The sequence below is a fragment of the Amphritea pacifica genome, from assembly GCF_016924145.1.
GTDB lineage: Bacteria > Pseudomonadota > Gammaproteobacteria > Pseudomonadales > Balneatricaceae > Amphritea > Amphritea pacifica.
In genome coordinates this window covers 117,302-136,353 of the sequence record NZ_JAFFZO010000005.1, presented here as the reverse complement: position 1 = coordinate 136,353, position 19,052 = coordinate 117,302, and the positions used below count along the sequence as shown (strand labels likewise).

The window sequence follows — 19,052 nt, the reverse complement described above, 5'->3', positions numbered from 1 at the left end:
TATTATTTTGTCATTCAGCTCTGCAACCAGGCTGTGACCTCTGTTTGCGTTGGAATACTTCCGCTGTGCACCAGCTCTTCATCGATCACAACGGCCGGTGTCCGCATAACCCCGTACGCCATAATCACCTGAACATCGGTCTCTTTCTGCACCGTCGCCTCGACGCCCAGTTCCCTCGCCAGCTTCTCAATCAGCTCGGCGGTTTTTGTGCATTTAGTGCAGCCACTACCCAATACTTTGATGTTTTTCATAACGCACTCCTTGGTTTATCGCCTTTCCCAACAATCACAACACCGGGAAAAGAAAATTGAAGATCCAGCCGATCAGGGTGAATGCACATAACAACATAACGAACAGAAGCGCCAGTAAACGCCACTGCATTACCTGCTTCAGCAGGATAAATTCAGGAAAACTGGCCGCCACTGTACTCATACAGAATGCCAGGGTTGTGCCGATCGGCAGACCATTGGTAATCAGACTCTCCATCACCGGGATAACACCGGTCGCATTCGAGTAAAGCGGGATGCCTACCACTACCGCCGCAGGCACAGTCCACCACTGGCCATCTCCCAGATGGGTTTCAATCCAGCCATCCGGGACAAATCCGTGCAGTGCGGCCCCCAGGCCAACACCGATAATCACCCACTTCCACACCCGGCCGAAGATCTCCAGGGTTTCATCGCGGGCAAACTGATGCCGCTCTGCCATCGACAGTGTTGCAGCGGCAGCAGCCCCTGCAGGACGGTTCTGCCGACCTTGCTGCAGTGCTTTTGCGGCAAAGGATTGTAACCAGCGCTCAGCCTTAATGGCGTCGAGAAAAAAACCACCGGCAATTCCCACAGTCATCCCCACCAGGATGTAAACAACAGTGAACTTCCACCCCAACAAACTTAACAACAGCAGCACCGCAACTTCATTAATCAACGGAGAGGTCAGCAGAAATGCCATGGTGATACCCACCGGTATCCCAGCTGAAGTGAACCCTAGAAAAACCGGGATACTGGAGCAGGAACAAAAAGGTGTCACCGCACCAAAACCAGCGCCCATCAGATAGCCTGCTCCACGATGTTTTCCAGCCAGAAAATCCCTCACCCGTTCAACATTGAGTGACGCCCTCAGAAGTGCGATCAGGTAGATCATCACCACCAGCAGGACAAAGATTTTTACCGTATCTTCAACAAAGAAGTGCAGCGCCTGTCCCATCCTGGTATCTGCTGACAAATCCGCAAGGTGGTAGACCAGCCAGTCGGCTAAGCGGGTGAATATCTCGAACATGGAGCCTCCTCTGTTTAACAGAATGTTCTGTTACGGTCCGGACGTTCGCCCATCTGAGTTAAACGCAGTTTCTCTTCAGCAATATAGTCCGGGTTTGTCACCAGAGTTTCCCAGAGAATATTGCGGCACCAACCTGGAAGGTCCGGGTTGATCCGGTAGAATACCCATTGGCCGTGACGCCGGTCACTGAGCACACCCGCTTTTTTCAATTGCGCCAGGTGGCGGGATACTTTCGGCTGACTCAGCTCAAGCGCGGCTATCAGCTCACAAACGCACAGTTCCTTGTACTGTTTAATCAGCAACACCGATTTCAGACGAGTCTCATCCGCAAGGCACTTAAACAGATCAACAGGATGCATAATAAATATACCCAAAACCACATATATGAATAATCATATATACAAAATCACAGATATAAAAGTGAAGGTTTGATGAATCGGCCCCCGAATGATGGCTCCTTGACACCAGTCATCGTCCCAGGCATCAGTTATGCTATTCTCTGTCGCTCACACTCTTTCGGATCGATTCATGCATTCTCTGAAAAACAGCGCAGAACAATACCTGTCTGAGCACACTTCATCGGCAAAGGTCGCAACTGAAAAGCTTAAGCCTAATAAACCGATACAGCATCAGACCGTTCCAACGGATGAAACGCTGGTCTATCAGATTGAAAATAATCTCTATATCAATCTGACCGACCGTTGCACTCTGGCCTGCCAGTTCTGCCCAAAGCATAACGGCAGTACTGAGGTAAAAGGCTACAATCTGGCGCTGGAAGTCAGACCTGAGGCACAACAGATCATCGATCTGATCGGGGATCCCAAACAATATGATTGTGTCGTGTTCTGCGGTTATGGAGAACCTACGTTGCGTCTTAAACCGCTACTGGAGATCGCTCACTGGATTAAGCTGAACGGTGGACAAACCCGGTTAAATACTGATGGCCTCGGTAATCTGGTAAATAAGCGTAACATTCTGCCAGAGCTGGGCCAGTGTATCGATGCTTTATCTATCTCCCTGAATGCCCAGAATGAAGCCGTCTACATCCGCCACTGTCAACCCATACTCCCGGGTTCATATGCGGCAATGCTGGAGTTTGTTGCCCTGGCACCCGAGTACATCAATGATGTCAGCGCCAGTGCAATCAACGGGTTGGCAGGGGTCGATATCGACGCCTGCAAAGAACTTGCGCGACAGCGAGGGGTAACGTTTAAGCAACGGGAGCTGGATATTGTCGGTTAAGCGGTGAGTAACAACGAGTCAAACTCTTTCCCGACACCACTGAACAAACTCCGCCTGGGGCATCGGTTTTCCCAGACAGAAACCCTGTGCCAGATCGCACCCCTCCTGTTTCAGTAGAGCCAGTGTTTCCATATCCTCCACCCCTTCTGCTGTCACCTCTAACCCCAGGTTATGCGCCAGGTTAATGGTGGCATTTACGATAACGGCATCGCTTTCATCACGCAAAATATCGGCAACAAATGAACGGTCGATTTTGAGCTCTTTCAGAGGCAAACGTTTCAGATAAGAGAGCGATGAGTAACCGGTGCCGTAGTCATCGATAGAGAACTGAAACCCCATATCATGGATACGATGAATAATGGCCATTGCGGCATCAGGGTCGGTCATGATTGAGCTTTCGGTAATCTCCAGCGTTATCCACGCCGGGTTGATACCAACAGCCCCTTTAATACCAGAGATAAGATCGGGCAACTCTGGATTATTGAGATCTTTAGCGGAAAGATTGATCGACAGCGCAACCCCCAGATCAGCCTGATGCCATTCGGCACACTGAGCAAAGCCTTCCTGAATCACCCATATGGTTAACCCCTGGATAAGCCCGGAGCGCTCCATCAGCGGGATAAACTGGTCCGGATTAAGTAAACCATACTTAGGATGATTCCAGCGCACCAGGGCTTCAGCGCCCACCACCCGATTATCCAACACGCTGATTTTAGGCTGGTAAAAAAGCTCCAGCTCGCGGTTCTCTATCGCATGGTGAAGCTCACTCATCAGTGTTAATTGTTTGGGACTGTGAGCATCAAACGAGGAATCGTATACCGCACTGCCCTTATTAGCGTTCTGAGCCATATAGAGCGCAATCCCGGCTCGCTGGACCAGCGTATCAACATCCGTACCATGGTGGGGAAAATGCACAATACCCACATTAACCTGAGCCGCCAGTTTGATCTGCTCGATATAAAACACATCGTGTAGCACCCGGTGAACACTATCTGCCAGCTCCAGTACCGCTTTCTCATCCATATTTTCATTCACCAGCAGACTGAAGGTGTTATTTTCCAGTCGGGCGATGGTAAACGGTGCAGGAAAGGCACTTTCAAGACGCACAGCAATCTGCTTGATCAGGCTGTCACTGCTGTTGCGTCCCAGGGTATCGCTGATCTCTTTATAGTTGGAAACCTCCACCAGAAGCACAGAAAAAACAGTATGCCCGCGAGGTGAAACGATCAGTTGTTCAACCCGATCATAAAACAGCTCTTTGTTTGGCAGATCGGTCAGCAGATCATGGGTCACACTGTGACGGGCCTGCTTCTCAAAACTATCGGCTTTATCCCGTAGCTCCTGAGTCTGATCCATCACCATAGCGCTGGCTTCATAAGCGAGTACAGTACTGGAATACTGTCCCCAGAAGGCGAATACAAAGGGGATCCCATCGAGAATCCAGAGTGCGAAGTTAGTCTTCTGAACGGCAACTATGCTGGTAATGCTGACAGTACCGAACTCAAGATACGCCACGGTAACGTTGGCGATAATCAGCGCCAGGAGGGCAACAGAGATCCCCTGCCAGGCGGTTTTAGACACCCGGGAACGGAATACCTTGACATTATTATGCAGAAAATCACTGGTCGATCCTTTCATCACCGCCACAACTAACTCCTTGTTGTAAAACCCTCTGTTAAAACAGCGGGTACCCGAGATTAGCACTAAACGCCCACCTGGAAAACTCTCAGATTGAAAATGTACTCAATCCTGTATAGCTGAAGTGTTTGAAATACCCCCTTCACCCGGCTGACTCATATCCTACTGAAAGACCGGATATAAATAATCAGGGTATTACACGAAATGGTGAACTGCTTATACCGGGAATGAGTGACGTCTGAACGAAAAAAACCCCTCACGGGGAGGGGCACAAAAGCCGGTGATAGAAACACACTATTCCGACAGATCAACAATCCCGCGGAGAAAGGATTGCAGAGATGAAGTATCACTGAAAAATAGCAGCGATACTTCACTGAGAGATCACCTGAGCAGCCGTGAGTTACTCAGATGCTGCGATCAGACTGGCGTTCCCCCCTGCAGCAGTAGTATCAATACAGAGGTGACGTTCGAGAGTGAAACGCTCAGATGCATTACGCTCAGTAATCAGGGGAATTAACACCCCGTCACGGGACGCCAGAGCTACACGGTAAGCTTGCAGAACAACCGTGTCGGCACAGCTGGCAACCGCAGCGAACCCGGATACTGTCGCCAAAGCCTGAGGCTCCACTAACCCACTGATCGCACGGACCGGTAAACCACCGGCGATAGCGGCCTGACATTCAGCCTCAGCCCCGGGAGCGATAACCACAACGGCATTGCCCTGTGACAGAGCCAGAAGCGCATGATGCATAGCACTTTTCAGATCGGGTCCGAGACAGAGCACAGTGCCCCTGGCATGGGTGGAAAGCACGTTAAGCTCCCCGGTCGGCCCGGGCATTGGCTGGGGTTCATGCTCCAGTGAAGAGAACAGGATATCCGCCCCGCTGAACAGCTCTTTAAGCTTTTCAATCCGGCGGGTGTCCATAGCCCACTTACTGTTGTTCAGGCTATCAATGGCCGGTTGCAGGGCCCCCGCGGTAACCGCCGGAATCAGCTTAGACGGAACCGATGCAGCAGTTTCAGTCTGCATAAAGCGCTTCACGTACTCAGGTCCACCTGCTTTTGGTCCGGTGCCGGACAAGCCTTCGCCACCAAATGGCTGGGAACCCACAATGGCCCCGATCTGGTTACGGTTAACATAGATGTTACCGACCCTGATACGGTTGCAGATCTGCGCTACACGGTTATCGACCCGGGTATGCAGACCAAAGGTCAGACCGTACCCGGTGGCGTTAATCGCATCGACCACTTTATTGATATTTTCTGCCTCAAAAGTAACAACATGCAGCACCGGTCCGAAGATCTCCTCTTCCAGTTCAGAGATACTGTCGAGTTTGATGACAGCTGGTGCGACAAACAGCCCCTGCTCAGGGATTGACAGAGATTTCAGTACCCGTCCCCTGGCCGCATACTTGGCGCAATGAGCCTCTATCTTAGCTTTTGCAGCCTGATCGATGACCGGGCCTACATCAGTGCTCAGCAGTGCAGGATCACCCAGTCGCAACTCATCCATTGCACCGAACAGCATCTCCAGCAGGTTGTCGGCAATATCTTTCTGCAGATAGAGAACCCGCAGCGCGGAACAGCGCTGTCCGGCACTCTGAAAAGAGGACGCCAGAACATCGCGTACTACCTGTTCAGGCAGTGCAGTGGAATCGACGATCATCGCGTTCATTCCACCGGTTTCAGCCACCAGCGGTGCGTCAGGAGCCAAATTTTCCGCCATCACCCGGTTGATCCGCTGTGCCGTCACCGTAGATCCGGTAAAGCAGACACCCGCAATACGACTGTCTGAGGTCAGCGGGGCACCGACAGCAACACCACTACCCGGCAGCAACTGGATCACATCGGCAGGAATCCCGGCTTCATGCATCAGCTCAACGGCCCGGGCTGCAATCAAAGGAGTCTGATCGGCGGGTTTAGCCAGAACGGCATTTCCGGCAGCGATGGCAGCCAGAACCTGACCGGAGAAGATAGCCAGCGGAAAGTTCCAGGGAGAGATACAGGTAATCACACCGCGCGCTTCACCTGCAGACTCATTACGCTCAGCTTCGTTGGCATAGAAACGGGCAAAATCCACCGCTTCACGCACTTCGCCTACGGCATCACGCAGGGTTTTTCCCGCTTCACGGGTCGCCAGTGTAAACAGTTCCGGTGCATTCTGCTCAAACAGGTCAGCCACCCTACGCAGGCAATCAGCGCGTTCTGAAGCACTTTTCTGTGACCAGCTTGCATAGCCATTCTGCGCGGCAACAATTGCCGTTTCAATATCTTCAGGGGATGCCGTGACTACCTGACCGACACAGTCTTCAGGCAATGCAGGGTTATAATCTGCACTGCTTTCGCCCCCCTGTGAAGCACCTGCAATCACCGGAGCTGCGTGCCACTGTGCCGTTTTGAACTCAGCCTGTTGCGCTTCAAGCTCTGCAATGGTTACCGGATCGGTAATATCCCAGCCCTTTGCATTCTTACGCTTGTCGCCAAACAGATCAACCGGGCGGGAGATAGCCGTACTGCTGATATTCTCCCCCATCGCTTCAACCACAGAAAACGGATCACGGGCGATATCTTCAGGTTTAATCCGGGTATCGACAATCTGGTTGACGAAAGAGCTGTTGGCACCGTTTTCCAACAGACGGCGTACCAGATAGGCCAGCAGATCACGGTGAGCACCTACCGGTGCATAGATACGGCAACGGGTACCTTCACCTTTCAACACCGTATCATGCAATGATTCACCCATGCCGTGCAGGCGCTGAAACTCAAACTGCTTGTTATCCAGATCACGTGCCAGATGCAGAATACCGGATACAGAGTGGGCATTGTGAGTGGCAAATTGTGGGTAAATGCGATCGGTCATCGCCAGCAGTTTTTCGGCGCAACACAGATAAGAGACATCGGAGTTGACCTTCCGGGTGAACACCGGAAAACCATCCAGGCCCAGCTCCTGAGAGCGCTTAATCTCAGCATCCCAATAAGCCCCCTTCACCAGACGAACCATAATTTTACGATCCAGGCGGGTCGCCAGGGCATAAAGCCAGTCAAGCACAAAAGAGGCACGGGGGCCGAAAGCCTGTACCACAATACCAAAGCCATCCCAGCCAGCCAGAGCCTCATCGGACAGAACCGCTTCGATAATATCCAGAGAAAGATCCAGACGGTCCTGCTCTTCAGCATCGATATTGAAGCCCATGTTGGCTTCTTTCGCCTGCAGGGCCAGCGTTTTAGTACGCTCAACCAGTTCAGTCATGACCCGTTCTCTCTGACCAAACTCATAGCGGGCATGCAGCGCAGAAAGCTTAACAGAGATCCCTGGATTCATGCGGATATCAGAATGGATGCACGCCGGAGCCAGCTTCCCGATCGCAACACTGTATGCCTGATGATAGCGTACCGCATCGGCATCGGTACGCGCGGCTTCACCGAGCATATCGTAAGAATAGGAATAGCCCTGTTTTTCCAGTTTACGGGCATTCTTGGTCGCTTCTTCAATCGTACGGCCGAGTACAAACTGGCGTCCCAGCTCTTTCATCGCCTGGCCCACGGCAGTACGCACAACGGGCTCACCCAGGCGCTTAACCATAGCACGCAGCGTCTGCGTAACACCTTTATCTTCAGCAGGCGCAATCAGCTTACCCGTCAGCAACAACGCCCAGGTTGAGGAGTTCACCAGTGAAGATTTGGATTTACCCAGATGCTCACCCCAGTTACCCGATGCCACTTTATCTTCGATCAACGCATCAATTGTCATTGAATCAGGCACCCGCAGCAGTGCTTCCGCCAGACACATCAGGGCTACACCCTCTTTTGTGGTCAGGCCGTATTCACCCAGAAATTTTTCCATCATTGAAGGCGAACTTTCATTACGAACTGTGGTTACCAGTTGCGCAGCATTGGCAGAGATCTGCTTACGATCTTCTGCTGTCATACGCGCATTTGCCATAAGACCACGGATAACCTGAGTCTCGTTTGCAAGGTAGTGCTCACGTATTTCGGTACGGCACTGGTCAGTTGTTTTTGTCATAGTTTCACCTTTTAAAAATCTGCTTGAAAACAGCTCAGCTCTGGTTCTGCTGTTTGCGTATTTACCCATTTTCACTGCAAGAACGATTCATGTACCCCATTCTAAACAGTCCCATAAAGTCGTTTTCACTATAAAGTTATTTTTTTTAAATAATTGTCATATTTTTTAAACAAAAACAAAAATTAAGTCTCACCAGATCAAAAATATTTAGACAATTAACCCCAAAGAATCACGCTGAAAAACATCCTGCGGACATAAAAAAAGCCCCTAATGGGGCTTTATGCTATTCAGAATAAGTCTAGTCTTTTATTTCCGCTACGACACTTTCAAAACGCTCTGTCACGGATCGGGCCGGTGCTGCTGTTGCCAGCGTTGCAACAACAATAGCGATAAACGCAAACACGACACCCGGAATAATCTCATAAAGATCAAACCATCCACCACTTAGCTGCTTCCATACCACCACCGTAACACCACCGACAATAATCCCCGACAGCGCTCCTGCTGTATTCATGCGTTTCCAGTACAGCGACATAATCAGGGCCGGCCCAAAAGCTGCCCCAAAGCCAGCCCAGGCATAAGACACCAGACTCAGCACCTTGGAATCTTTATCCAGCGCAAAAAAAGTCGCGATGACCGCTATCGCAATCACCGCAAAACGACCAACCATGACCAGTTTTTCCTGGGAAGCCTCCTGATTGAACAGGGCTTTGTAGAAGTCCTCAGCCAGTGCAGAGGAGGACACCAGCAGCTGAGAGTCTGCAGTACTCATAACGGCCGCCAGAATCGCCGCCAGCAGAATCCCGGCAATCAGCGGATGGAACAGCGCATCGACCATAACCATAAAGACGGTCTCATTATCCCCCAGACCATCAGGCAGATAACCAATGGCAGCCAGACCGATCAGGCAGGCCCCAGCCATGGAAAAAGCAGACCAGATAACGGCAATACGACGGGCGGAAGGCACAGCGTCTTTGCTGGAAATCCCCTTAAATCGCGCCAGAATGTGAGGCTGACCAAAATAGCCCAGCCCCCAACCCAGCAGCGACAACGTCCCGATAAGCGTGATAGAGCTGCCATCCGCCTCGGTAAACATATTCAACAATTCAGGATTCTTGGCGTTGACGGCCTCCAGCGTCTGGCTCATCCCCCCCAGCTCACCAATGGCAAACAGGGGCACCAGTAACAGGGCGCCCACCATCAGCAGGCCCTGCACCACATCGGTCCAGCAAACCGCCAGATAACCACCAAACAACGTATAGGAGATAACAGCAACAGCACCCAGCAATACGGCCAGGGTATAATCGAATCCGAATACCGTTTCAAACAACTTGCCACCTGCAACCAGACCTGAGCTGGTGTAAAACAGGAAAAAGACCAGGACAAAGAAGGCCGATACGACACGAAGACTGCGGCTACTGTCATTAAAACGCTTTTCGAAAAATGCTGGTAACGTCAGCGAATCGTCAGCCTGCGCGGAATAAACCCTCAGTCGCTGCGCAACGACCAGCCAGTTCAGCCATGTTCCCACCAGCAGACCACCCGCCAGCCAGAACGATCCATAACCTGCAGACATTGCATAACCTGGCAATCCCATCAGTAGCCAGCCGCTCATATCGGATGCACCGGCACTCAGCGCACTGGGAAATGCTCCGAGATTCCGCCCCCCCAGTACATAATCAGAAAGATCCTTGGTGCGACGATAAGCAACAACCCCTATCGCCAACATCAGAACCAGATAGATAATAAAGGTCAGTGTTATTATCATGCATAAGCCTCATCGATTTTAGAATCTGCTAACCACATCCGCGCGGGCCAACTACATAGCCGGACAGTGCACAGGTTGCAGATTCAATTATTGTTATAACCGGTATCACCACCGGCATTTTGTATGTTTCAGAGACAGGCTCAGAAAGCCCGCCCCCCCCATCTGCCACCTCAGTGAGCAAACGCTGAAACACAGAGTCTGTGCTGCGATACAATCCAGTACCCAAATGCAGACAGTGAAGCGACATAGCTTACAGAACAAAAAGCAGCCTTTTTTCCTATTTAAACAATAATAAAAGAACATCCTTTTATTTGAGTGAGATTTTGTAGGTTTTTATTCAAACAGAGTCCCCCATCACAGATACCTGTTTGTCCGACATAAAAAAGCGGAGCCGACAGATGCCGGCTCCGCTTTTTACAATGACGGTTGCGTTAACGAAGTTCGAGCAGCACACTCAGCGCCACTGCGAAAATCGAACAATCAATCAGTTTGGTATTCTGAATATCCTTGAGTGTGTAATGCCAACGCTCCAGGTGCACCGCCCGCTCCTGCTGCCAGCGCTCCAGCCGCTGCTTGACACTACTTCCCGGCTCCCCTGTCTGAAGCACTTTCAGTGTCAGTGCCCGATGCTGGTTATCCAGTTCAATCCGATAACTATTTTTGGCCAGCGCCTGCCAATGGTTAACCGCAACAAACTGACGGATCTGCTTATCCAGCCAGATCAGATTGAGGCTGGTTCCCACACCAAAATAGGTGCTCGCTACCTGCTCAACATCCTCGCTGGTTTCGCGGGCAACATCGATCACATCCAGCAACCAATAGATATTTTCACTGGCGGCACAGAAAGCTGCCAACTGCCCCGGAGTTCCCGCACCAGTATAACTCTCATATTTTTCCTTCAGACGGTCGGCTGGAATCACTTTGTGGATCTGTTTATCAGAAACCACAACCTGGTCAATGGCTGGTTTATAAACCTCCAGACAACCCTGCATACTGAGACTGTCACGATGGTGTCTCAGCAACCACTGTGTCCCCCGGCCAAGGAGCTGAATCAGATCCCGCATCATGGCAACCTGCAGATCCGCTGGTATCTGATTGTCCAGTGCTTCAATCTGCTGCCACTGATGCTCAATATTAAAGATCTCACGGGCGGCCATATATGCCGCTGCAATCTGAGCATAGCTGACACCGATAGCCGTACTAAGGTTGTTAACAAAGGTGATCCCCATCCGGTTAATCAGATCATTGGCGATCTGAGTGGCGGTGATCTCCCGATGCAGACGGTGATTATGCATTGCCTCAGGAAATTCCTTGAGCAAACGCGCCGGAAACGCCGTTTCCATCTCTTTGGAAAAACCTTCATCCTCGGTAATCCAGGAATTAATCAGAGCCTGCTTTAACTCAATCCGCGCATAACAGATCAACACTGACAGTTCTGGCCGGGTTAACCCCTGCCCCTGCTCGCGACGCTGTATCAGCTGTTTCTCAGTGGGTAAAAACTCCAGCTCCGGATTCAGTTTTCCCTCCCGCTCCAGGCTCTTAATCAGACGGATATAATCATCGAGAGACTCCCTGGAAAAGGTCTCAGCGATATTCAGTGCCTGCGCCTGTCGATAGTTGTTTTTCAACACCAGCTCTGCGACATCATCGGTCATATCACGAAGCAGCTGATTACGCTGTTTCATCGTCATATCACCCTGGCTGACCAGTTCATTCAGCAGAATCTTGATATTCACTTCATGGTCGGAACAGTCCACGCCGCCGGCATTATCGATAAAGTCGGTGTTAGACGAACCGCCATTGAGAGCAAATTCGATCCGTCCTAACTGGGTGAACCCCAGATTGCCCCCCTCGCCCAACACTTTACATCTCAGCTCACAACCATTGACCCGCACGCTATCATTGGCTTTATCACCCACATCGGCATGGCTTTCCTGAGTCGCCTTAACGTAGGTTCCGATACCGCCGTTCCACAACATATCGACGGGGGCTTTCAGCAAGGCGTTGATCAGATCATTCGGGGCCAGGCGATCAGCTGAAATCGCAAAACGCTTTTTCATCTGGGGTGAAATATCGATCCATTTGGCCGACCGGGCAAACACCCCTCCACCCTTACTGATCAGCTTGCTGTTATAATCTGCCCAACTGGATCGCGGCAGTTCAAACATCCGTTTACGTTCAACAAATGCGCTGGCAACATCGGGATCGGGATCGATAAAGATATGCATGTGGTTAAACGCCGCCACCAGACTGATCGTTTCAGAGAGCAACATACCATTACCAAACACATCACCCGCCATATCACCAATACCAATCACAGTAAACGGCTCAGCCTGGGTGTTGACCCCCTTCTCCCGGAAGTGAAGTTTAACCGACTCCCAGGCTCCCCGGGCAGTAATCCCCATTCCCTTATGGTCGTACCCCTGACTTCCGCCGGATGCAAACGCATCACCCAGCCAGAAACCATACTCTTCGGAAATCGAGTTAGCGATATCGGAGAAAGTTGCGGTGCCCTTATCCGCGGCTACCACCAGATAGGGGTCATCCTCGTCATGACGCACCACCGATTCAGGATGAACCACTTCTCCGGCAATCAGGTTATCGGTGATATCCAGCAAGCCGCGAATATAGGTTTTATAACACTCGATACCCTCGGCCTGAATCACTTCCCGATCAGCGGTATCCGGCATCCGCTTACAGATAAAGCAGCCCTTGGCGCCCATCGGCACGATGACCGAGTTTTTCACCTGCTGAGCTTTCACCAGACCCAGCACCTCGGTGCGGTAGTCCTCCATCCGGTCGGACCAGCGCAAACCACCCCGGGCAACCTTACCCACCCGCAGGTGTACCCCCTCAATACGGGGTGAATAGATAAATACTTCAAATTTAGGTTTTGGCTGCGGAATATCCGGAATTGACTGAGAATCAATTTTGAATGAGAAGTATGACTTCTCCTGGCCCTCTTTCAGCTGGTAGAAGTTAGTTCTCAGGGTAGCTTTAATGACCACCATAAAGCGACGCAGGATCTTATCATCATCAAGGCTGCTAACCCCGTCCAGAGCGCTGAGGATATTCTGCTCGATTTTCTCTTCCTGACCAGGATTCTGCTGGCCAGGTTGAAAGCGGCAGCGGAACAGTTCTACCAACTGCCGGCTAATGTCAACATTACGCACCAGAACATCTGCCAGAAACGGCTGAGAGAAGCCGAAACGCAGTTGCTTAATATAGCGGCCATAGGCGCGCAGCATGGCGACTTCACGCCAGTTGAGGTTGCCACAAATAACCAGACGGTTAAACTCATCACTGTCAGCCTGCCCATCCCAGACCCTGGCAAAGGCTTCCTGCAGAATCACTTTCACCTTATCCAGTTCAACCACGGCCTGCGGCCCATAGCTAACCCGGAAATCGCTGATCCAGAACTGTTTACCATCCCGGTCAGTCACCACATAAGGGTGTTCACTCAGCACTTTAAGCCCCAGGTTTTCCAACAGTGGGATTACTTCGGACAACACCAGGGGACGATCAACACTGAACAGCTTAAACTTCAGAATCCCTTCTGCCTCTTCAAATGAGCGGTAAAAACTCATGGCGATTGCATCCGGCGACTGCAGATAAGAGATATGCTGGAGATCATAGACTCCGTTACCCGTGGAGAAGTTCTCTTTATAAGCGGAGCTGAAGCCACCACTGAAACGGTTGACAAAGCGGCTGCCCTTCTCCTCACCATAGGTTTCAATCAGATTGATATTCAGATCATCATCCCAGGAGCGTGAAACCTCCAGAATCCGGGCTTCAATGGCTCTCAGATCTACTTCAACCTGCTGATCAGGATCGGCATAGATAACGAAATGGGTGCGTGACAAAACCGATTCAGAGATCTGAGAGTTAGCTTCATAATCCCGCCCATGTAGCCCTTTATACAGCAGGTTTAATACCGAGTTTCGCAGCTTGGTGGTGTACAGGTCGCGGGGTATATAGTAAAGACAGGAATAAAAACGCTTACTTGTATCCTGGCGGACAAACAGGCAGGCCCGACGACGCTCCTGCATATTAAAGATACCAAAGCTGGTCTGCTTCAGATCGCTGGTTTGTGCCAGAATCAGCTCTTCCCGGGGCATATCGGTCAGGATCTGCACCAGCGCTTTATGGCTGTGACCACCCGGTTCAAAACCGCACTCAGAAAGAATACTGATCAGTTTCAGCCGCACCACAGGAATCCGCAACGGATTGGTCAGAAAGACCGAAGAGGTATACAGGCCGTAGAAGCGGCACTCTCCGCACACCCGGCCCTGCTCATCAAACCGTTTAATAATGACCAGATCCCGGTACACTGGCCGGTGGACTGTGGAGCGCACCACATCTTTACTGAACATTGCCACCTTCTCAGCCAGCACAAACTGCTGCTCCAGATGGCTCAGCTCTTTACATACCGGAGTGTTGCGCTGGGTACCCAGTTGTGAACCTTTAACCGTATCAGCAAAAACCTTTCCCTCTTCCTGGCGAATAGCAACCTCTTCATAGCCCTGGAAGATAAAGTTCTCATCCATTAACCAGTCCAGCAGTTTGCGGATCTCTTTAATCTCAGGGTTGTTTGCATCACGCAGCCGCAACTCCTCTTTAATTTCCTGCCCTTTCTCTTTGATAGGCAGAAAATCATCGACCACTGCTTTCACATCAGCCAGTACCCTTAACAGACCATCACGTATCTCATCCAGAGTTGCCTGATCGGAGTGACGTTCAATTTCCAGATAGATCAGCGATTCAACCTGGGTATTTTCATCGCGTTCACGGGCAGATTTAAGATTTTTAAGTTTGTGGGTACGGGTTCGTTCGCATGCCAGAACACAGTTATTAATGCTCAGTATCGCCAGCTCACGACGATTGAGCTCCATTCTGACGGAATCCACCAGAAATGGTACATCCACATTGTGAACCTGTATCACCGTATGGTTTGAGTGCCAGCCGTGCTGCTCGTAGTCGGGGTTGAAAACTCTGACATCGGGGTCTGGCGCTTTGTAATCCTGCAGCAGTTGCCAGTATGACAACGCAGTAGCGCAAAGATACTCAAGTGAACGGCTCTGCAGCTCTTCCGGCGCAGCGACACTAAAAAACTTTTGTGTGAACAGCTGCATCGATGCTTGCAGACTCTTGCTCGCCTGAGCAGAGAGCTTTTCGCTGATCAGATCGATAATCTGAGATTTGGTCAGTCCCAATAAATCATGCATTTTGTATAGACTCCAGATAGCACTCGCGACGCCCGGCAGGTACCGGATTGTTATTATTCCCTGTATCGGCTGATACAACGCCCAAGAAACAGAGGGTTGGCGCTGACACCCCATTTTTTATTCCCACCATATAAGTAATAGGATAGGTATAAAAAACGGGACGTATTAGTTAATATCAAAGTATAGGAAAAGAATAGAAGTCTTTTTCACTGTATTTTTATTTTTTTTAGCCGTATCCTTCTCATAACGATCAATTAAACAAACGAACAACCAGAACTGTGAAATCGTATGGATAATTTGGATAAACTGGACAAGCTGGATATGGCCATTCTGCGTGAGCTGCAGAAAAATGCCCGTATCACTGTCACAGAGCTGGCTTCGCGGGTCGGCCTGTCGAAAACGCCCTGCCAGATCCGTATGAAGCGTCTGGAAGAACAGGGTTATATCCTCGGTTACATCGCTCTGGTCGATCAGAAAAAGCTCGGGACAAAGCATGTCGCATTTGTTCAGGTAACCCTGAGTGATACCAAAACCAAAGCCTTGCACGCTTTCAACGCTGCCGTTCGTGAAATTCCTGAGATCGAACAATGCCATATGATCGCCGCTAATTTTGATTATCTGCTTAAAGTCCGCACCACTGGAATGGAGTCCTATCGCGAAGTGCTCGGGGAAAAAATATCCTCCCTGCCCTATGTCACTCAAACCAGCACCTTTGTCGTGATGGAAGATGTCAAAGACATCGAATCGAAACTGCTTTGATCTGTTCTGAGACAACACGTTGAGCCGCACCTCACTTATTCTGGCACTCTCTGTGGTGCTGATGTGGTCCACTGTGGCCACTGCATTTAAGCTGACATTATCAATCATCAGCCCGTTGCAGATGCTCTGGATCGCTGTGACCACGACCTTTGTTATTCTATCGGTAGCCACCATTGCGCAGCGTAAACTTCCCCTGGCACGCCAGTATCTGCAAGAGTCACCCGGTTACTTTCTGCTGTTAGCCCTGCTCAATCCAACCCTTTATTATCTGATTCTGTTCGCCGCATACGATATGTTACCGGCGCAACAGGCCCAGGCACTGAACTATACCTGGGCGGTGGTGCTGAGCATTCTTGCAGTGCCGTTTCTGGGACAAAAATTCACCCTGAAAAACGTGATCAGCATTCTGCTGGCTTACGGCGGAGTGCTGGTTATCGCGACCCGGGGAGATCTGCTGGCACTGGAGTTCAGGAACCCCCTGGGGGTCACTCTGGGGCTGGGCAGTTCAGTTTTTTTTGCCAGTTACTGGATTCTGAATACCCGCAAGCCCAGGGACGCCGTCGTCTCACTACTGCTCTGCTTTGGCCTGAGCCTGCCCATTCTGAGTGTTCTTCTGTTACTGCAGGGTGAAGTGACGTTGATCCCCTGGCAGGCGGTCGCTGGCGGCATCTATATCGGCACCTTTGAAATGGGCTTTGCCTTTCTGCTGTGGATGCAGGCGATGCGGATGACCGATAACACCGCCCAGTTGAGCAATCTGGTCTATCTGTCTCCACCTCTGTCTCTGATATTGCTCGCTACAGTTGCCAACGAACCGATCATGATCTCAACTGTTATCGGGTTGGTACTCATCATCGGTGGGGTGCTGTTTCAGCAACTGAAGCACAAACGCTAAAACAGCTCCCAGCTACGCAATCAGTGCGTCTATCAGCTCTTCAGTCTGCTCCCGTTTTTCTGAATCTGTGATCTGATCAAGACCAAACAGATAGTTGAGTGCCGTTCTGGCACTACTGCGCAGGTCATTAATGGTGACACTATGATGGTATCGTCTGACATCCTCATAATAGCGATTCAGGCGCGGATCACCACGTAGCTGACGGGAGAACAGGTCGGCGTCAGCCATATGCTCAACCAATCCCTCAACCAACGCTTCACCATTGGAATCCGAGGTGAACAGCCCGATAATTGCCCCAACCAGCCCCACGATCAGGGCCGCTACAAATAGTACTGCGGCCAATGGAGGCACCTCTATTGTTCCTGCAGACATCCACAACATAAATCCAGCCAGACTCAGAACACCACTGGCCAAGCCAAAGCCTGCCACTGTCATACCGGCATAATCCCGGGTACGATACTCTTCGGCCATCAGCGCAGTGCTGGAGGCGATCGCTGCCAGAGATCCAATAATGCCCAACACCCGGCTTGTCCCGGCGGTTCCGAGTACCCCCTGACGAACAAATTTAAACCGCTGTAGCGCCTGGATCAGCGAGTTAGCGAAGTTGGAAAACTGAGCCACCGTGTCGCCCCATAAGCGGATTCGGGTAATCATACTGTCAGTCGTCGTAGTCGCGGCGCTGACGAAAGCATTGAGAAAGAGAATACCGGTAATCATCGACATGAAGACACCCCAGCCGGGGCTGCTGATCACATTAGAGTTGACGATTCTCTCACTCCAGCCTCGCACTCCAAGCACCTCACCGGGCTCTGCAGAGCTCAGACGGCGGATAAACTCGGCTTTATTGGCATCGGTTAAGCCGATCAGTCTGGCGGTCACCTGAACACTCAGATCCCTCAAAATACGTCCACTGGTCGGATTCTGAGAGGCGATCTGGATCATTTTCGGCATCGATGCTTCCATCACCACCATCAGTAACGACGGTGGTCCCGGCAGGTTACCGGCAATGGTTGGCACAATACTCAGCTTCCCGGCAACGGTAGCCAGACAGGAGGGATTGACAAAACTGCGCCACTCATTACTGACAATCATCTCCAGGGCCGGCTGCAAACGTTCAGTTATCAATGTTTCAGCATGATTGCTGGTCATGATAACCCGGTAACAGGCACCCAGCTTGCTATAGACACCCTGCATAAAACTGCTGGTAATCATAGAGTCACTATTACAGGCCTGGATCAGTAGTTCATTCAAACGACTGTCACCTTCCAGCATTGAATACAGACTATCGGTATCCCGTCTGATCGCCTGCTGCAGTGAACGGGCTCTCTGAGTGGGCTCACGTCCAAATGTGCTGTCGGCATGACCTTTCAGCGTATTGAGTTTACTCTGCAGCGTATCGATCTTTGCCTGCTCAGATGAGGAGTAAGCCGAGTCGGGGTTAACCTCAGCCAGATCGATAAATTCCATTAACAGCTCAAGCGCTCCCAGCTCCTGTTTGTATGGCTGCAGAATCCGCCCCAGCGCCTGTTGATTGGCAGCCACCCGCTCCGCTTTAGCCATCGCATCATCCATCTCAGCAGACAGTGATGCGCTGAGCTGCTGAATATCCGCCGATACCAGCGCCGTACGATTCAGGGCAATCTCCTGCTCCAGGGCTTCACTTCTGGGCAGAATCAGGCGGTAATTCCTGCCAGAGGGTAATCGCCAGCGATGGTAAACAGGCACACCTGAGCCGCCCTGTCTGATCTCTCGCAAAGCAGCAACCTGATCCTCTACTGAGGTCGCATCTCCCCCCACATATCGCCGGTAGAGAAACGCTCTGACATGACCATTAGGCCCCGCATGCCAGTCCAGAATACGGTTAAACAGGGTCGTACGTTCAAGATGCAGCACCTGCGCCAGTTCGCCGATTGTGGTCGGACCATTCGCCTGACGATAGGCATCCAGCTCGACCCGAACCAGTGGATAATCGAAATTGGCGATTCGATAGAGAAACACACCTGCGGTCCGGGTTCGCTCATTGCGTTCCACATTGCGGACATCATCAATCTGCTGGTTATAAATTTCTGAATAGTTCACCGCATCACTGATACAGGCAAACTCCTGACTGACATCAGCGCCCGGAGTACTGGCTTCGCACACATCATTGCACATCGGTTTACTCCTTAACGTTTGACTAACACCGGGACCTCACGCTGACAAAGCGGGCTTTACCAGCTCGTGTTT

The 19,052-nt window shown here is 51.1% G+C and carries 11 protein-coding genes; 3 read left to right on the top strand and 8 right to left on the bottom strand.

What is annotated here, in order from left to right; translation table 11 throughout:
- Positions 1-14: 14 nt before the first annotated feature.
- From JW499_RS03930 to JW499_RS03920, 3 genes are read right to left on the bottom strand one after another with little or no spacing between them, the layout of a single operon-like run.
- Entirely contained in the window at positions 15-251 is a 237-nt protein-coding gene (locus JW499_RS03930) for a thioredoxin family protein (protein ID WP_205209373.1), read from the bottom strand.
- A gap of 34 nt (positions 252-285) precedes the next feature.
- Positions 286-1,275: a permease gene (locus JW499_RS03925; RefSeq protein ID WP_205209372.1), complete on the bottom strand. Its 990-nt coding sequence runs from the start codon at positions 1,273-1,275 to the stop codon at positions 286-288.
- Between the two features lie 14 nt (positions 1,276-1,289).
- The gene (locus tag JW499_RS03920) at positions 1,290-1,634 is read right to left on the bottom strand and encodes a metalloregulator ArsR/SmtB family transcription factor (protein WP_205209371.1); all 345 of its coding nucleotides are present in this window, start codon (positions 1,632-1,634) and stop codon (positions 1,290-1,292) included.
- 169 nt (positions 1,635-1,803) lie between these two features.
- On the opposite strand from JW499_RS03920, the gene JW499_RS03915 reads away from it, so the two are divergent.
- Complete coding sequence (locus tag JW499_RS03915) at positions 1,804-2,517, top strand: TatD family nuclease-associated radical SAM protein (protein WP_205209370.1); 714 nt, start codon at positions 1,804-1,806, stop codon at positions 2,515-2,517.
- A gap of 18 nt (positions 2,518-2,535) precedes the next feature.
- Here the strand turns inward: JW499_RS03915 and JW499_RS03910 are convergent, their stop codons facing one another.
- The 4 genes from JW499_RS03910 to JW499_RS03895 form a co-directional block, all read right to left on the bottom strand.
- Positions 2,536-4,155: a putative bifunctional diguanylate cyclase/phosphodiesterase gene (locus JW499_RS03910; protein WP_232846228.1), complete on the bottom strand. Its 1,620-nt coding sequence runs from the start codon at positions 4,153-4,155 to the stop codon at positions 2,536-2,538.
- 400 nt (positions 4,156-4,555) lie between these two features.
- Positions 4,556-8,179 (bottom strand): bifunctional proline dehydrogenase/L-glutamate gamma-semialdehyde dehydrogenase PutA, encoded by a 3,624-nt coding sequence (putA, locus tag JW499_RS03905; RefSeq protein ID WP_205209369.1) that lies wholly within the window; start codon positions 8,177-8,179, stop codon positions 4,556-4,558.
- 298 nt (positions 8,180-8,477) lie between these two features.
- Positions 8,478-9,947, bottom strand: coding sequence for a sodium/proline symporter PutP (gene putP / locus JW499_RS03900; RefSeq protein WP_205209368.1), 1,470 nt, complete (start codon positions 9,945-9,947; stop codon positions 8,478-8,480).
- 431 nt (positions 9,948-10,378) lie between these two features.
- On the bottom strand, positions 10,379-15,172 hold the full coding sequence (locus JW499_RS03895) for an NAD-glutamate dehydrogenase (RefSeq protein WP_205209367.1): 4,794 nt from the start codon (positions 15,170-15,172) through the stop codon (positions 10,379-10,381).
- Between the two features lie 297 nt (positions 15,173-15,469).
- On the opposite strand from JW499_RS03895, the gene JW499_RS03890 reads away from it, so the two are divergent.
- Both JW499_RS03890 and JW499_RS03885 read left to right on the top strand, forming a co-directional pair.
- On the top strand, positions 15,470-15,931 hold the full coding sequence (locus tag JW499_RS03890) for an Lrp/AsnC family transcriptional regulator (protein WP_205209405.1): 462 nt from the start codon (positions 15,470-15,472) through the stop codon (positions 15,929-15,931).
- Between the two features lie 19 nt (positions 15,932-15,950).
- Complete coding sequence (locus JW499_RS03885) at positions 15,951-16,826, top strand: DMT family transporter (RefSeq protein WP_205209366.1); 876 nt, start codon at positions 15,951-15,953, stop codon at positions 16,824-16,826.
- A gap of 12 nt (positions 16,827-16,838) precedes the next feature.
- Here JW499_RS03885 and JW499_RS03880 read toward each other — a convergent pair whose 3' ends face one another.
- On the bottom strand, positions 16,839-18,980 hold the full coding sequence (locus tag JW499_RS03880; RefSeq protein WP_205209365.1) for a hypothetical protein: 2,142 nt from the start codon (positions 18,978-18,980) through the stop codon (positions 16,839-16,841).
- Positions 18,981-19,052 lie beyond the last annotated feature (72 nt).

Excerpts from the sequence above, each read along its gene's own strand:
- JW499_RS03930 (WP_205209373.1), bottom strand. The coding sequence starts at position 251 with ATGAAAAACATCAAAGTATTGGGTAGTGGCTGCACTAAATGCACAAAA.
- putP (WP_205209368.1), bottom strand. The coding sequence starts at position 9,947 with ATGATAATAACACTGACCTTTATTATCTATCTGGTTCTGATGTTGGCG.
- JW499_RS03880 (WP_205209365.1), bottom strand. The coding sequence starts at position 18,980 with ATGTGCAATGATGTGTGCGAAGCCAGTACTCCGGGCGCTGATGTCAGT.
- JW499_RS03910 (WP_232846228.1), bottom strand. The coding sequence starts at position 4,155 with ATGAAAGGATCGACCAGTGATTTTCTGCATAATAATGTCAAGGTATTC.
- JW499_RS03915 (WP_205209370.1), top strand. The coding sequence starts at position 1,804 with ATGCATTCTCTGAAAAACAGCGCAGAACAATACCTGTCTGAGCACACT.
- JW499_RS03895 (WP_205209367.1), bottom strand. The coding sequence starts at position 15,172 with ATGCATGATTTATTGGGACTGACCAAATCTCAGATTATCGATCTGATC.
- JW499_RS03920 (WP_205209371.1), bottom strand. The coding sequence starts at position 1,634 with ATGCATCCTGTTGATCTGTTTAAGTGCCTTGCGGATGAGACTCGTCTG.
- JW499_RS03925 (WP_205209372.1), bottom strand. The coding sequence starts at position 1,275 with ATGTTCGAGATATTCACCCGCTTAGCCGACTGGCTGGTCTACCACCTT.
- putA (WP_205209369.1), bottom strand. The coding sequence starts at position 8,179 with ATGACAAAAACAACTGACCAGTGCCGTACCGAAATACGTGAGCACTAC.